This window comes from Chryseomicrobium aureum, assembly GCF_016909155.1.
Classification (GTDB): domain Bacteria; phylum Bacillota; class Bacilli; order Bacillales_A; family Planococcaceae; genus Chryseomicrobium; species Chryseomicrobium aureum.
The window spans coordinates 38,102-54,087 of record NZ_JAFBFG010000005.1; the positions used below are offsets into that span (position 1 = coordinate 38,102).

Annotated in this window: 15 protein-coding genes, 1 pseudogene and 1 riboswitch; of the genes and pseudogenes, 5 read left to right on the plus strand and 11 right to left on the minus strand. The window is 44.8% G+C overall.

Going from position 1 to position 15,986, the window contains the following annotated elements; all coding sequences use genetic code 11:
- The first annotated feature begins 26 nt into the window (after positions 1-26).
- Positions 27-347, plus strand: coding sequence for a chemotaxis protein CheB (locus JOD03_RS05735; protein WP_204589887.1), 321 nt, complete (start codon positions 27-29; stop codon positions 345-347).
- 594 nt (positions 348-941) lie between these two features.
- On the opposite strand, the gene JOD03_RS05740 is transcribed toward JOD03_RS05735, so the two are convergent.
- From JOD03_RS05740 to JOD03_RS05770, 7 genes and pseudogenes are all read right to left on the minus strand, one after another.
- Complete coding sequence (locus JOD03_RS05740; RefSeq protein ID WP_204589888.1) at positions 942-1,619, minus strand: hypothetical protein; 678 nt, start codon at positions 1,617-1,619, stop codon at positions 942-944.
- 187 nt (positions 1,620-1,806) lie between these two features.
- Entirely contained in the window at positions 1,807-2,259 is a 453-nt protein-coding gene (locus JOD03_RS05745) for an efflux RND transporter permease subunit (protein ID WP_204589889.1), read from the minus strand.
- A 25-nt stretch (positions 2,260-2,284) separates the two neighbouring features.
- On the minus strand, positions 2,285-2,839 hold the full coding sequence (locus tag JOD03_RS05750) for a TetR/AcrR family transcriptional regulator (RefSeq protein WP_204589890.1): 555 nt from the start codon (positions 2,837-2,839) through the stop codon (positions 2,285-2,287).
- Between the two features lie 87 nt (positions 2,840-2,926).
- Positions 2,927-3,232: pseudogene (locus JOD03_RS05755) on the minus strand (multidrug resistance efflux transporter family protein); the annotation flags it as partial.
- Positions 3,233-3,256: 24 nt separating this feature from the next.
- Positions 3,257-4,486: a peptidase T gene (pepT, locus tag JOD03_RS05760; protein ID WP_204589891.1), complete on the minus strand. Its 1,230-nt coding sequence runs from the start codon at positions 4,484-4,486 to the stop codon at positions 3,257-3,259.
- Positions 4,487-4,497: 11 nt separating this feature from the next.
- Positions 4,498-5,337, minus strand: a complete 840-nt coding sequence (locus JOD03_RS05765) for an STAS domain-containing protein (RefSeq protein WP_204589892.1) — start codon at positions 5,335-5,337, stop codon at positions 4,498-4,500.
- A 97-nt stretch (positions 5,338-5,434) separates the two neighbouring features.
- The gene (locus JOD03_RS05770) at positions 5,435-7,135 is read right to left on the minus strand and encodes a M3 family oligoendopeptidase (protein WP_204589893.1); all 1,701 of its coding nucleotides are present in this window, start codon (positions 7,133-7,135) and stop codon (positions 5,435-5,437) included.
- Between the two features lie 173 nt (positions 7,136-7,308).
- Positions 7,309-7,422: riboswitch (SAM riboswitch) on the plus strand.
- A 100-nt stretch (positions 7,423-7,522) separates the two neighbouring features.
- Here JOD03_RS05770 and JOD03_RS05775 point away from each other — a divergent pair.
- Positions 7,523-8,821: an O-acetylhomoserine aminocarboxypropyltransferase/cysteine synthase family protein gene (locus JOD03_RS05775; RefSeq protein ID WP_204589894.1), complete on the plus strand. Its 1,299-nt coding sequence runs from the start codon at positions 7,523-7,525 to the stop codon at positions 8,819-8,821.
- Positions 8,822-8,935: 114 nt separating this feature from the next.
- Positions 8,936-9,922, plus strand: coding sequence for a homoserine dehydrogenase (locus tag JOD03_RS05780; RefSeq protein ID WP_204589895.1), 987 nt, complete (start codon positions 8,936-8,938; stop codon positions 9,920-9,922).
- 555 nt (positions 9,923-10,477) lie between these two features.
- Here JOD03_RS05780 and JOD03_RS05785 read toward each other — a convergent pair.
- From JOD03_RS05785 to JOD03_RS05795, 3 genes are all read right to left on the minus strand, one after another.
- The gene (locus tag JOD03_RS05785; RefSeq protein ID WP_204589896.1) at positions 10,478-11,035 is read right to left on the minus strand and encodes a hypothetical protein; all 558 of its coding nucleotides are present in this window, start codon (positions 11,033-11,035) and stop codon (positions 10,478-10,480) included.
- Positions 11,036-11,144: 109 nt separating this feature from the next.
- Entirely contained in the window at positions 11,145-12,674 is a 1,530-nt protein-coding gene (locus JOD03_RS05790; RefSeq protein ID WP_204589897.1) for an AbgT family transporter, read from the minus strand.
- A gap of 166 nt (positions 12,675-12,840) precedes the next feature.
- Entirely contained in the window at positions 12,841-13,071 is a 231-nt protein-coding gene (locus JOD03_RS05795; RefSeq protein ID WP_204589898.1) for an excisionase family DNA-binding protein, read from the minus strand.
- A gap of 64 nt (positions 13,072-13,135) precedes the next feature.
- Here JOD03_RS05795 and JOD03_RS05800 point away from each other — a divergent pair, with 64 nt between their 5' ends.
- Positions 13,136-14,023, plus strand: a complete 888-nt coding sequence (locus tag JOD03_RS05800) for a DMT family transporter (protein WP_204589899.1) — start codon at positions 13,136-13,138, stop codon at positions 14,021-14,023.
- Between the two features lie 168 nt (positions 14,024-14,191).
- On the opposite strand, the gene JOD03_RS05805 is transcribed toward JOD03_RS05800, so the two are convergent.
- Positions 14,192-14,533 (minus strand): LytR/AlgR family response regulator transcription factor, encoded by a 342-nt coding sequence (locus tag JOD03_RS05805; RefSeq protein ID WP_204589900.1) that lies wholly within the window; start codon positions 14,531-14,533, stop codon positions 14,192-14,194.
- Between the two features lie 168 nt (positions 14,534-14,701).
- Here JOD03_RS05805 and aceA point away from each other — a divergent pair, with 168 nt between their 5' ends.
- Positions 14,702-15,985 carry an isocitrate lyase gene (gene aceA / locus JOD03_RS05810; protein WP_204589901.1) on the plus strand — a complete coding sequence of 428 codons (1,284 nt, stop codon included), beginning with the start codon at positions 14,702-14,704 and terminating at the stop codon, positions 15,983-15,985.
- Position 15,986: the final 1 nt, after the last annotated feature.

Sequence of the window (15,986 nt, forward strand, 5' to 3'; positions counted from 1 at the left end):
CCTATAGGAGAGATGGAGGAAAGACGATGACACATGTACCGGAGTATTACATTGGTATTGGCGCATCTGCTGGTGGGTTAGAGGCACTTGAACAATTTTTTCGAAAACTTCCATCCTCAACGGGAATGGCGTATATCGTTGTGCAGCACTTGTCCCCTGACTTTAAAAGTTTAATGGATGAATTACTCGCCCGCTATACAAAAATGCCGGTCTTGCTCGCAGAAGCCGGAATGAAAGTAGAAGCCGATCACGTCTACTTGATTCCGCCCAAAAAGAATTTAACGATTTTTCATGGCAAGCTCGATCATGCTGGATATGTTTCGCTAGAAAGGCGAGCTGGGGAGTAAGCAACTTGAGCTTGGCAAATTAGTTTCAATAAAACAACTTCGAGCACAAAGTCGCTCGATCAGGGCACAAAACCTTTAGCTACCCAATCCGTTACTAGTAAGATTTTAAGAAATTAAGGGTTTGACTTGCGAATTAGTTTCCATAATATGACTTCGGTAGAAGAAATGTGGATTTGGGTAGAATAAATCTCAGTTTCGGTAGAAGAAAGTATGGTTTCGGTAGAAGAACGACCGCTCAGTTCGCAAACAAAAAACCGGCATACACCCAAATTGGTGTATGCCGGCGTTCTCCACATCTAAATCTAAAGTTGAGTGGAATGGAGGGGTTGACTCCAGTGGGATTACAGTCTGCCGTGAGATCCCGCAGGAGCCTGCGACGAGGAAGCTCACGCAGCGCCCACGGAAAGCAGCCCCGCAGTGGAACTCAACGTCTTACTTTGCACAATTTCTGAACAGTCGGCTCCACATCTAAATGGAATCGAGCTCCGAACGCCAGAAACACGCTCCGGAATCAGCCGCACCCGCAAAGGCTGAAGAGCGCCTTCACGGGCACGTCTGATTTCCTCGGAGTTTCTAGAGTGGCGTTCTCCACATCTAGTTAGGTAATGGGCAAAAGCCACAAGTAAGTTGCCCAGGAATATCTTTTGCAAGACAACAAGTAGAGCGTACCGGCATGCGGACGAGTTCACCCGGTGTGCGACCTTGAACAAACGCTTCAAATGGATTGTCCGTTACCCAGGAATCGGCATGTTGAAGCAATAACCAATCGGTCAAAGCTTTTTCACGTAAATCGGATTGCTGCATGAAAACAGAGTAGTGCCAAACGATATACCCAAAAACATTTTCCCAGTGAATGCGCTGCAATGCCTTCGAGCTTGACAGAGATTCAATACAAATCCGAGCAAACTTCCAAATCTCAGCTACCACTTCTTGCCGACTCTGATCAGAAGCAAGAGACCTCCACTCTTCCTCCTCACAAAATGCACTAATTGCAGGATAGCCATACTCTCTGACGGCAATCCAATTTAAATCTTCTGGTCTACCACTCCAATACTCATCATAAAGAGTGAGATTCCAAAATTGCATCGAAACAAACATCCCTAAACGGCGTGTCAGATAGGAGGCTGCAGCCGTGCGGTGAGGGGCCTGGATGATTTCTTGAACGACTGTAAGATGCTCTTTCCATTCTCCTGTATGAAAGAGTACCGGACCTGCTGGCTGCATATAGACACTGTATTGTCGGAGTTGTTGGCGTTGGTATGAGGTTAACATAGCTTCAGTATAAGGGATTTTTAAGAAACTTGCTTGACTTTATAATTGAAAATGATTATCATTACCATAAGGTCAACAAACCATCGTGCTTTTCTCCAAAAACACGATTCTCACACCCCCCTCAGATGTGAGAAAGGACGCTACCCATTATCGGTTAGCGTCCTTTTATTAGGCTTTTTTTGTCTGCTTACGTACCCACAGAAACAGAATTGATGCCTGGAATTTTCTCAAGAGCTGGGATAACTTCTGAATCTAGAAATTCATCTAAATCTACATCTTCTTCCCCGAATAAGGAGATATTGAAAATTGGGAAGGCACCGAATGATAAACGACTTACTTCAACCGCTGCTTCATCTGGAAGACCCGCTTCCGCAATCGTGTCGTAAGAAGCACTCTGTATTTCTTGAACACCTTCTAGACCTTCAAACGCCTGCTCGAGCGGTGTGATCACTTGTTCATTTACCGCATCAAGAGAAGCTCCTGGATAGACGATTTGTGCAGAGAGTTGTGGAAACTCAATGTTTGGAAGTAGATCGATTTTCAAACGACTGAATGAAAAGATTCCTAGCAAAATTAATAAGAACGAAAAGATAAAGATAGCTACAGCATTGCGTAAGCTAAATCGCGTGATCCACCCCATAGTGGCTCCTTCTTAAAGTGAAAGTTTAAAATCCGTTGATAACAATTTGATCGATTTGATTTTGAATTTCTTCTAACCTGGCTTCGTTGAAGGTAGGGTCCATAAAAATCTCATTACGAAAACTATCAAGCATTCCCGTATACAGTCTGGCCTTCATGTCTGCGTTTTCAATCCCGTGTTTCTCAAAAAATTGCTGAATAACAGCGATGTACTCTTCAATAAAGGCCATGAGAGCATCCATCGCCTCTTCATGTTTATGATTGAGTTGCAGATACATACCAGACCGGTGTCGCTGTTTCCACGTATTTTGAAGATGTGTCTTTGTAATGGCTTGAAGTGTCTCTTCAAATGAATGGTTTTGATTGATCTGGTGCTGGATGTTGGATAAAAAAAGTGAAAATGTAAATTTCATCATCTCCGTATAAAGGTCTTCCTTTGAAGGAAACATCGCATATAAAGTTGATTTTGAAATTTTTGCGAGCTTGGCGATCGTCAGCATTTTAGCCTCGAAAAACCCTTCTTTTCCGAAGGTTTCAAGAGCTGCAAAAAGAATGCGTGAACGCAGTTCTTGCTCGGTCATGAAACTCCTCCTTTCTTATCAGTACCCATGAGTACTCTGAATGTACACCCTCTGTATAACTTCTGTCAAACAAAAACCACATTTCTTTTAAGAAGAAATGTGGTGACTTGTCGACATATTAATTTTGCGCTGTTCCCAAACCGTATGAAGACTGTGTGCCACTAAACCAATGATGATAATGCCCATCCCTGCGAGTGCGATCGGAGCAGGAAGCGGGAGGCTAAGTAGGAGCATTTCACCCGCAACGACGAACAAGATTTCTGTAGACTGAGTAGCTTCAACAGAAGCAAGGCGGCTCTGGTTGTGTCGTGCTAAATCAGTTGCCATGAAAAACAAGACAGTCGCAATGACACCCGAGCTAATTCCGACTAAAAATGATTGGAAAAGCTGATTGCCTTCATTGCTTCATCCCGTCCTTTAATTTGTTGGTTGTACGGCGCGTTTCACGATTTCTTGTACGACTTGTGTCGCTTTTTCCATGTTTTCAATTGAAATATATTCATATTTGCCATGATAGTTTTCGCCGCCTGTGAAAATGTTTGGCGTCGGCATGCCCATGTAAGATAGTTGTGAGCCATCCGTACCACCGCGGATTGGAATAATAAGAGGTGCAATTTCTAAATCTTCCATGATTGCTTTCACATGATCGACGATATGCATAACAGGCGTGATCTTCTCACCCATGTTGTAGTACTGGTCGTTTAGTTCAACTGTGATTGCGTCCTCTCCGTACTGTGCACGGATTGCATTTGCCGCATCATGGAAACGTTGTTTTTTCTCTTCAAATTTTGCTTTATCAAAGTCTCGGATGATATAGTCCATCACAGTTTTTTCGACTTTGCCGTGAATGTCCATCAAGTGAACGAACCCATCATAGCCATCCGTCTTTTCTGGTACTTCTTGTGGAGGCATATGCGACTGGAATTTCATCGCCATCGTGATGGCATTGACCATCTTATCTTTCGCAGAACCTGGGTGAACGCTGACTCCATGTGTTGTCACGCGTGCGCCTGCTGCATTAAAGCTCTCAAATTGTAGTTCGCCAAGAGGGCCACCGTCCATCGTGTACGCATAATCTGCACCAAATGCTTCCACGTCAAACTTGTGCGGGCCTCTACCGATTTCTTCATCCGGTGTAAAACCGACACGAATCTTACCATGCGGAATATCTGGGTTTTGTAAAAAGTAATCCATCGCTGTCAAGATGATGGCGATACCTGCTTTATTATCTGCACCTAGAAGGGTTGTTCCATCCGTCGTCATCAGTGTGTGGCCTTTGTAGTTTTTGAGTTCTGGGAAGTCGGCCACTTTCATGACCGTTGAGTCGTTTAACGGAAGATCTTCGCCATCATAGTTTTCGACGAGTTGAGGCTTCACATCTTTCCCCGTGTAATCTGTCGCAGTATCCACGTGTGCTAAGAAGCCGATCGTTGGAACGTCTTCAGTAGTTGTCGCAGGAAGAGTAGCAAATAGATAGCCGTTGTCATCAAGCGTGATCTCTGTCATTCCCATCGTTTCAAGTTCTTCTTTGAGTACATGAAGCAGATCCCATTGACCTTCAGTTGAAGGGGTGGACGTGCTTGCTGCGTCAGATTGTGTATCAATTTTCACGTAACGCGTCAGGCGTTCGATTAATGTGTGTTTCATCTAAATCCTCCTTATTTTTCAGTGAACAGACGCTGAACAGCGCGTTCAATTGTAGAGATCGTGTTGACATCTTGGAAGCTGATGCCGAGTTGAACAGCTGTTTGGGCAATCTCTGGACGAATTCCCGATAGTGTCGATTCAACACCTAGAAGGCGTAAAGCCTCAATCAATTGGAAAATCTGTTGAGCAACCATTGTATCGATGATGGCCACTCCAGAAATATCTATGAGTAAGCTGTGGACACGCTTTTGTGTACATTGAGAAAGTGCGTTTTCAAATATGTATTTCGCGCGGTTTGTATCAATATCGCCAACGAGTGGTAATAGAGCAACCCCTTTACTGAGCGAAATAACTGGCGTGCTGAGCTCATTGATCATCTCTTGTTGTGCACGTAACTTAGAAAGTGAGTAGTTATGATGCTCTTCTGTGAACCATGTCATGAGCTTGCCAAACATTTTTGTGACACTTGCAATCCACTTCTGTACAGTCTCATGCGAAAGGTCTTCAGCTTGTCGTTCATATTTAAACAATAACTCTATATATTGTTGTTGGGTATTGAAAAATTCTTGCAGGATATGGTGAAGCGGTGTGTTTAGATGTTCTGGGTCACGTGCAATCTCTAACACCCATTCTTCAAAGTGTTTTACGAATACCTCTTCGTCTTCAATAAAGAGTTTACAAAAACGCTCATGAAATCCGTGGTTTTGCTCTTTGATTGTCTGAATCACTTTAGGGTCGTTCGATGCGTAGACCCCGCTTGTCGAGTTTTTATCAAGGGCTGCATACCACGCTTCTGTTAAGTCCCATGTGTTGTTCACTAGATAGTCGTAGAGCTTTTGTTCGGGTGTCATTACACAATCTCTCCTTTAAGGTAGAATCACTTAACTCCTAGTGTAGAGGACAATCATGAAAATAGGCAAGTCCGCGCGGGACCTGCCTACTTACAAGTTAAAGTGCCTCGTCATTCACGCTGTTTAAATACGCTTCGATTTCTTCAATGACGCCTTCGATGCTGCCTTGTTCAAACGGTGATTTCAGGTTTGCCGCTTCTACTAACTTTGTGAATGGAAGAGATCCTCCAAGAGTACAAAGGTGAAGGTAGTCTTTCCAAGCGCCCTCAAAATCTTCACGTGAACGTTTCCAGAACTGGAATGCACAGATTTGCGCGAGTGTATAATCAATGTAGTAGAAAGGTGATGCATAGATGTGGCCTTGGCGCTGCCAGAATGACCCTTCTTCTAAATATGCATTCCCATCATAGTCGCGATGAGGAAGATACGTTTGTTCGATCTTTTTCCAGGCTGCTTTACGCTCAGCGGGTGTCATTTCAGGGTTTTCATAAACAACATGCTGGAATTCATCGACAGCTACCCCATAGGGTAAGAACAATAGCCCGCTCATCAAGTGCGAGTACTTATATTTTTCTGTCTGATCTTTAAAGAAGTTTTCCATCCATGGCCATGTGAAAAACTCCATACTCATCGAATGAATTTCTGCAGATTCATAAGTCGGCCAAATGTACTCAGGAATTCCAATGTTGCGGCTTGAGAATACCTGGAATGCGTGACCCGCTTCGTGTGTCAACACGTCGATGTCCCCAGATGTCCCATTAAAGTTTGAGAAGATGAACGGAGAATCGTGGTTTTCGATAAATGTACAGTATCCGCCTGCTTCTTTCCCTTTTTTCGCGACAAGGTCCATCAAATTACGGTCGAGCATGAACTGGAAAAACTCGTTTGTCTCAGGAGACAGCTCTTCGTACATCTTCTTTCCACCTTCAATGATCCATTCGGGCGAACCTTGTGGCGTTGCGTTTCCTGTTAAGAAGGTTAGTGGCTCATCGTAGTGTTTTAATTTCTCTACACCGATGCGCTTTGCTTGTTTCTCATACAGTTTAGTCGCGACAGGTACAATATAGTCGCGCACTTGGTCGCGGAACGTCTTTACCATCTCCGCATTGTAATCGATACGGTTCATACGGATATAGCCAAGTTCGACGAAGTTTTTATAGCCCATCTTGTGCGCAATCTCTGTACGTACTTTTACAAGCTCATCATAAATTGCATCGAATTTCTCTGCGTGAGATGCGAAGAAACCAAACGATGCTTCTTTTGCCTTTTTACGCGTTTCACGGTCTGTCGATTCTGCAAACGGTCCTAGTTGAGCAAGTGTCAGCGTTTCGCCGTTAAATTCAACTTGAGCAGAAGCCACAAGCTTTGAATAATCCGATGCCAATTTATTTTCTTTTTGAAGAAGTGGCATGATCTCTGGTGAGAACGATTTGATTTGGAACTCGGCTAAATCAAACAATTGTTGTCCCCAACGTTCTTCTAAATTTGAACGAAATGGTGAGTCTACAAGGGCTTTGTAATAGTCTGTCACGATCTCTTCCATCTCAGGAGAGATTTCATCAAAATAATCCCGTTCACTTTGATAAAATTCATCGTTCGTGTCAATGGATGCGCGGATGTAGACAAGGTTTGCCATTGTCGAAAAGTCTGCACGCAGTGTGTTGAGAGTTTGAATCGCTTCATTTTGCTCTTCATAAGAAGACGCGGCCTTGAATGCTTCTAATGCCTCTTTTGCGCGTGATTTGAGAGCACCCATATCGGGACGTTCGTATGTATACTCTTGGAATTGTGTTGTCATGCAAAATCCTCCTTGGATTCTTCGATAATCGAAGGTCTCACCGTCTATTCTTTCGCAATTCAGAGTGTTTGGCAAGCGATTTCTGGCTGAAAAAACAGAAAATTTCAAATGGGGTGTTGACAGATGTTTCCTTGCTGTTTTATACTTCAATGCAATAGACAGACGTATATGTACTCTTATCCAGAGTGGCGGAGGGACTAGGCCCTGCGAAGCCCGGCAACCAACAAGCAATTTTGCTTGGAAAGGTGCTAATTCCTACAGATCGATTTCGGTCTGGAAGATAAGAGGAGGACAAGCTGAGGCTCCTCTTCTTAATTGAAGAGGGGCCTTTTCATTGTCTCTTCCTCTCTGGATGTCTGCTCTACCCAACAAAAAGGAGGAAGAACAATGACAAACTTACGACCAGAAACGATTTTACTTCACGGAGGCCAACAACCAGACCCCGTCACAGGATCACGCGCGGTACCCATCCATAAGACCACTTCATTCGTTTTCCAAAACACAGAGCACGCGCAAAATTTATTCGCACTGAAAGAGGCAGGCAACATTTACACACGTATCGGCAATCCGACAGTCGATGTGTTTGAACAACGCGTCGCCCAACTTGAAGGAGGGACAGCTGCCGTTGCATTATCCTCTGGAATGTCTGCAATCGCCTTTTCTATTTTGAATATTGCAGGGGCAGGCGATGAAATTGTTGCCGCATCGAACCTGTACGGTGGAACATACAACTTATTCGCCCATACACTTCCACGCTACGGAATCACTGTGAAGTTTGTCGATTCCACAGATCCTGAGAATTTCCGTGCAGCGGTCACTTCGAACACGAAAGGTTTCTTTGCTGAAACGATTGGAAATCCAAGTTTGAACGTACTGGATATCGAAGCAGTCGCGCAGGTTGCGAACGAAGTGGGTGTACCTCTCTTGATCGATAACACATTTGCTACACCGTACGGAACACAGCCGATTCGCCACGGTGCCCACGTTGTCATCCATTCCGCTACAAAATGGATTGGTGGGCACGGGACTACAATTGGAGGTGTAGTGGTCGATGGCGGAAATTTTGACTGGAACTCAGATAAATTCCCGGGATATACAGAGCCAGACGTGACCTACCACGGTCTGCGTTACGGAATTGACGTACCACAAGTAGCATTTGCTATCCGACTTCGCGTGCAATTGCTGCGTGATTTTGGACCCGCTCTAAGCCCGGAATCGGCTTTTTCTTTCCTGCAAGGTCTGGAGACACTTCACTTACGCGTCCCAAGACACAATGAGAACGCACAAGTTGTGGCAAACTATTTGAAGCAACATGAAGAAGTAGAGTGGGTGAACTATCCGGGACTTGAAGAGCATCCTTCTCATGAACTGGCGAAGAAGTATTTAGGACAAGGTGCCGGCTCGATTCTAACGTTCGGAGTAAAAGGTGGGAAACAGGCAGGGCAATTATTAATTGATTCCATTCCATTGTTCTCACATGTAGCAAATGTAGGAGATGCCAAATCATTGATCATCCATCCGGCCTCCACAACACACCAGCAATTAGGTGAAGGTGAAGAACTTGCGCGAACAGGTGTGACGCCAGAACTTGTTCGTTTGTCGATTGGATTGGAGCATATTGACGATATTTTAGAAGCACTAGATGCAGGATTACAAGCTGTTAAAAAAGCCGCTCTTCCTGTCTGATTTGTCCGTACAAGAAAAACAAATGTATCCTCAGGAAAGATTTTTCTTGTTTTCTTTAAAATCTTCCTCTAAAATAGGAAAAATACTACGGTGAATGGACTTGGAGGAATGAAGATGGCAAAACTACGAGCAGCAATTTTAGGATACGGGACAGTGGGACAAGGGATTTACCGCATCTTGCAAGATAAACGAGAAGAGTTGCAACGCTCTCTTGGCCTCGACATTGAAGTTGGCGCAATTCTTGTGAATGATTTGGAAAAACCTCGTCCTGCAACCCCGGGCGTTCTCATCACAGATAAGTTCGACGACATCTTGGCCATTCCTGGATTGCAGGTCGTATTTGAAGCGATTGTAGGGGAAGACCCAGCCTATGGGTATTTATGCCAGGCAATTGACAAAGGGTGCCATGTCATCACAGCAAATAAAGTCATGTTCTCGCGCTATCATATCGATCTTCATGAACGAGCGAAATCAAAGGGTGTCTATATCGGCTACGAAGCCACTACAGCAGGGGGCGTACCGGTCATCAAGACACTCAAGAACCTGTTGCAAGTCAACACGGTCCATCGCATTCAAGGGATTTTGAACGGGACGTCGAATTATATCCTGACTTCAATGCGCACAGACAATAGTGCCTTCGACGCTGCACTTCGTGATGCGCAAGCACTTGGCTATGCAGAAGCAGATCCTTACAACGATGTATCCGGAATGGATGCGTTTCATAAGCTGATGATTTTGAGTGCGCTCGCATTTGATAAGCAACCAGAACGAAGCGAGGTGGATGTAAGAGGAATCGATACAATCACATTAGAAGATGTTCAGCGTGCGCAATCTGAAGGGTTACGCTACCGTCATGTCGCTGAAATCGTTCAGCACCCCGATGGACGTTTAGAAGCTTCTGTAGGCCCACAACTAGTGGGACCAGACCACCCACTGTATGCAATCGAAGGAGTGAACAATGCAGTGGCAGTCGATACAAACTACATCGGCACATTGACACTTGTTGGCCCTGGAGCAGGGATGTACCCGACGGCGAGTGTGATGGTAGAAGATTACGCGGAGATTATTGGGAAGCGGGCTGGGTTTATGATTTCGATTTAGTTTTAGATGTGGAGCCGACTGTTCAGAAATTGTGCAAAGTAAGACGTTGAGTTCCACTGCGAGGCTGCTTTCCGTGGGCGCTGCGTGAGCTTCCTCGTCGCAGGCTCCTGCGGGATCTCACGGCAGACTGTGATCCCTACTGGAGTCAACCCCTCCATTCCACTCAACTTTAGATTTAGATGTGGAGAACGCCGGCATACACCAATTTGGGTGTATGCCGGTTTTTTGTTTGCGAACTGAGCGGTCGTTCTTCTACCGAAACCATACTTTCTTCTACCGAAACTGAGATTTATTCTACCCAAATCCACATTTCTTCTACCGAAGTCATATTATGGAAACTAATTCGCAGGCCAAACCCTTATTTTCTTAAAATCTTACTAGTAAGGGCTTAGGTAGCTAAAGGTTTTGTGCCCTGATCGAGCGACTTTGTGCCAGAAGTCATATTATGGAAACTAATTCAGATCCCAAACGTCCACTATCCCAAAATTTTTCCTAGCAAGGGCATCAATCTAACGAAAAAAAAGTATCCTCTCTTTCGAGAAGATACTGATTTTTTTAGTTCTCTATAATTTGTTCAGCAAAGTTGAATGCCTCGTCAATCGTTTGATTAACTGCTAGATAGTACGTAATCATATAACCAGCGCCGTCTTTATCAAACCCAAGGACAGCAGTGTCCCGTACAGGGCCAGGAATCACTTTATAGGCCACTTCTTTGCCTGCAATTTCCTGCGTTTCCGCGTCAGCTAGTTCTCCAAAAGTTTCTGGAAAGATATCAAGTTCTGCTAATGGTGCGTCTTTAAATAAGTCACCGTGTAATACTTCATACTCATTTTGCTCACTCCACGTATCTACGTTGAATCCATCTGCTGGCTTCGTCGTTGTTTGATAAATCAAGTGAGCCGACGTAGACTCAGCCGCCGAGTCCAGATACGCAAGACCGATATCATGATTTTGCATAGTAGGGATTGAAACGTCTGTCCCCAATGCTTCTTCAATTTTTGTTTCAACTTCTCCAGCAGGACCTGTCGCTTCTGAGGATGGTGTCTCTACTGTTTCATCTTGACACCCAACTAAAAATGCGAGGGCTGCCATAGGTAAAAGCCATTTCTTCATAATCTGATAATTCCTCCTCTTCTCTTCGTTACTTTATCACTGATTGAAAAATCTGAAAAGAGGGCGAGAGAACTAAAAAACCGACTCTCAAAAGAGAGCCGGCTAGTAATTATTCAGGCATGTAAATGCCAGAACCAGGACCTAAGTCGATCCCAAACGCCATCCACACAAACAACATGATCGTCCAAACGACGAAGAATGCAATAGAATATGGAAGCATTGTAGCGATCAGCGTACCAATCCCAACTTTTTTATCATACTTCTGAGCAAACGCAATCACGATTGCGAAATACGGCATCAATGGTGAAATGATATTTGTAGATGAATCGGCAATACGGTAAACAACTTGCGTCAATTCTGGTGAATAGCCAAGTTCCATCATGATCGGCACGAATACCGGCGCCATGATTGCCCATTTCGCCGATGCGCTTCCGATGAACAAGTTAATGAAACCAGTAATCAATAAGAATGCTAAGATAAGCGGATAGCCTGTAAATCCTGTACTATCTAAGAATTCAGCCCCGTTTACTGCGAGCACAAGGCCGAGATTCGACGTTGTAAAGTAAGCAACGAATTGAGCAGCTACAAACGCAAGAACGATGTATGAACCCATTGTTTCCATCGTTTCAGACAACTGATTCGCTACATCTTTGTCGTTGCGGATTGCTTTTGTGATGACACCATATACAAACCCAGGGACAATGAAGAGAATCAAGATAACCGGAACAAGTACTTGGAAGAATGGCGCGTTGACGATTTCTTCAGCACCTGCACGAAGTGGTCCCCAAGAAGGAACAACTAGTAGAGCGATTCCGATTGAAACGACGATGATGGAAGCAAGAGCTCCCCAAAGTCCTTTTTTCTCAAGAGAAGAAAGTGTATTGACTTCTTCTGTAACCGTTCCTTTGTATGCACCTAAACGTGGCTCAACAATTTTCTCAGTTACAAGTGTACCTACGATTGTGATCATGAATACAGATGCAATCATGAAGTAGTAGTTCATCGCGTAGTTGATGGACTCTGCGTATTCAGGATTCAAAATTGCAGCCGCATCTTGCGTGATTCCACCTAACAATGGATCAAGAGATGTTAGCAACAAGTTTGCACTGAATCCACCAGATACCCCAGCGAACGCAGCAGCTAGACCTGCAAGTGGGTGACGACCCATCCCAGCGAAAAGAACGGCTCCAAGTGGAGTTAGAACAACATACCCAGCATCTGCAGCCATGGATGACATAACACCACCAAATACTAATGCAGCTGTAAGAAGTTGTTTTGGCACAGACGTGACTAGTCCACGAAGAGCGGCACTGATCAAACCTGAACGTTCAGCAAGACCAATTCCGAGCATTGTGACAAGAACAGTTCCAAGGGGTGCGAATCCTGTGAAGTTTGTGACCATGCTCTGGAACAGGTACAAGATTCCTTCTGAATTAAGTAAGTTTCTAACCGTTAACGTTTCTCCTGGATTCATCGGATCTTCTACACTTACGCCGAGTGTTGAGAAGATAGCGGAAAGCACTAAGATGAGAACAGAGAAAATCGCAAATAACGTAACCGGGTGCGGCAATTTATTTCCTGTACGCTCGATACCATCGAGGGAACGAAGAATGAAGCCACGGTTTTTCGTGTTTTCCATTTCAAAACCTCCAAATCATATCACTATTCTGACAATTACCTGTATAGGCATTTGTTTATTATAAGAAGAAATGCTCCGAATAGAAAGTCATCTGCAAATATCCGGAATTGCAAAAGGATTGTGAATAGGGGGAACAGTAAAAATCCCAATCGCATCAGGATTGGGATTAGTCTTCATCTTTTATGTCCGGATCTTCAGGGATTGGCGTATTCCGCCACTCCTCAATTAAAGCTTTGACATGTTCCAGCTGTTCAAAGTGACGTGTGAATTGTTCGTCATTAATCAGAAACTGTTCCCCGTCATGTACAGCTTTGATGCGTCTTTCGAGAATATAGCGCCGAACTTGTTCTTCTGGCATACCGAGGTAAGCGGCTGTTTCTTCAAGAGTCCTATACATTTTTAGGTGACCTCCTTGTATACTGAATAGATAGAGTGATTACTAGCTGCAAGGAGCGATTTCATTGTCTAGTTTACCATACCTACTTGTTTTACTTGGCGCAATCTTATGGGGAACGACGGGAACTGCGCAAACATTTTTACCTGAAGATGCGCATCCATTTGTTGTTGCGGCAGCACGTTCTGCAATTGGGGGATTTGCTTTGTTGATTCCGCTCGTCGTGATGCGGAAAATTGATTTTCGGAATTGGTCGTGGAAAGAAACAATTCTCGCAGCGCTTTGTATCGGTCTCTTTCAAATGCTGTTCTTTAGCAGTGTTAAACTCACTGGTGTTGCGATTGCGAGTGTAGTTGCAATCGGGAGTGCGCCCGTGTTCTCGGGTCTTGTCGAGTGGTTCATCTTTAAACAAAGACCGACTCGTATCTGGATGGTGTCGACATTGTTTGCACTTGTCGGATGCGGTTTTTTGTTCTTAAATTCTGGTGCAGTCACCGTAAATCCAGTGGGCGTGATGCTCTCTCTTGGAGCCGGAATCGTGTTTGCAATCTACACGATGTCGAGCAAAGTACTTGTTGCGAAACAAGATGCCATGTCAGCAGTCGCCATGACATTTAGCGTCGCGGCTATTTTGTTGAGTCCATTCTACGTAGTGAATGGAGCAGCGTGGACCGTTGAACCTACAAATGCAGGGATTCTTCTGTATCTTGGGATTGGCACGACGACTATTGCCTATGTGTTTTACACGACAGGTCTGAAAAAGATTCCGTCGAGTTCCGCACTTACATTGTCCCTTGCTGAACCGACGACTGCCGCTGTGCTAGGAGTGTTAGTTGTTGGAGAAATCTTTACATGGAATTCATGGGTGGGGATTGTTCTTCTTCTCGGAAGTATTGTTGTTCTAACTATAGGTGCGAGGTACCAACGTCCACTAAAAAACCCTGAGGCTGTTTAAGTGCTCAGGGCTTTTTTTTGTCTTATAGCGTTTGTTCACCAATTGTGTCGGGAGATTCGCAGTCTAATGCTTGCCGTTCACCAATTGTGTCGGGAGATTCGCAGTCTAATGCTTGCCGTTCACCAATTGTGTCGGGAGATTCGCAGGAAGGTGATGTTATGGAAACTATTACATCCCTAAAATCCGCTTCACGTCCGCTAAATACGACTGGCCCACGGGCAACTCGCTGCCATCTTCAAGTACCATGATGAGATTCGAGGCGAGGTCCCGCGTGATTCGATCGACCGCTACTAGATTTACAATAAACGACCGGTGGATCCGGACAAAATCTTCTGGCAGTCGTCGCTCGAGCTCCTTCAGCGGATGTGTGACAGAATAGGCTTCCCCGTCTGCGTACACCCACGTCTTCTTATGTAAACTCTCCACGTGTGTTATAGAAGAAAGGCGCAAAGGCTTCCAATCCTCCTCTTGTCGAACCGTTAAAAAGCGAGTTGCAGTGAGCTGTTCCATTGTGTTCCTCCTTTGATTTTCAAGTTTATCGCGAAAAAAAGTGGGTTTATCCAAAAATTTCAGCGGTTTATCAAAAAGCCGTGTCATTTTGAATTATCTGTTATATATTAATTTACAAGAACTATAACTGTTATGCAACAGAAACTTACGCGAAGGGTGAGATACAGGATGATGACACGACAAGAGCAGGTTGAACAACTACGTAAAGAATGGAACGAAAATGAACGTTGGCAAGGAATTGAACGTCCATATTCTCCGGAAGAGGTTGTAAAGCTACGCGGTTCGGTTGTAGTAGAGCAGACGCTGGCACGACGTGGAGCAGATCGACTTTGGAACTCACTTCATACAGAAGATTTTATTAACGCGCTGGGTGCACTTACTGGGAACCAAGCCGTTCAACAAGTGAAAGCAGGCTTGCAAGCTATCTATTTAAGCGGATGGCAGGTAGCAGCAGATGCAAACCTTTCCGGTCAAATGTATCCAGACCAGAGCTTGTACCCGGCAAACTCAGTCCCAGCAGTGGTGAAGCGGATCAACCAAGCACTACAGCGCGCGGATCAAATTGATCATGCAGAAGGACGCGAAGATGGATTTGACTGGTTTGCACCAATCGTTGCAGATGCAGAAGCAGGATTTGGCGGACCACTGAACGTATTCGAATTGATTAAAGGGATGATTGAAGCCGGAGCAGCGGGCGTCCACTTAGAAGATCAACTCGCTTCAGAGAAAAAATGTGGACACTTGGGCGGGAAAGTTCTTCTCCCAACACAGAATGCTATCCGCAACTTAGTGGCAGCTCGACTAGCAGCAGACGTACTAGACGTTCCAACCTTGATCGTAGCACGCACAGATGCAGATGCAGCGGACATGGTGACAAGTGATATCGATGAGCGCGATCACGCATTCATTACAGGCGAGCGTACACCAGAAGGATTCTTCAAAACAAACCCTGGTATCGAACAAGCCATTGCACGTGGACTTGCGTACGCTCCGTATGCAGACCTTGTCTGGTGTGAAACGTCTCACCCGAGTTTAGAAGAAGCGAAACAATTCGCAGATGCCATTCACGCGCAGTTCCCAGGAAAGATGCTCGCGTATAACTGTTCACCATCCTTTAACTGGGAAGCAAACCTAGACCAGGAGACAATTGCGAAATACCAAGTCGAACTTGGCAAGATGGGCTACAAGTTCCAGTTCGTGACACTTGCAGGTTTCCATAGCTTGAACCACGGTATGTTCGAACTAGCACATGCTTACAAAACAGAAGGAATGGCTGCTTACTCTCGCTTGCAACAAGCTGAATTTGATTCAGAAGTAAAAGGATACACAGCGACGAAGCACCAACGCGAAGTTGGAACAGGATACTTTGATGAAGTATCACAGATCGTTTCAGGTGGTATGTCATCGACAACCGCAATGAAAGGCTCAACAGAAGTCGCGCAATTTGCGTGAT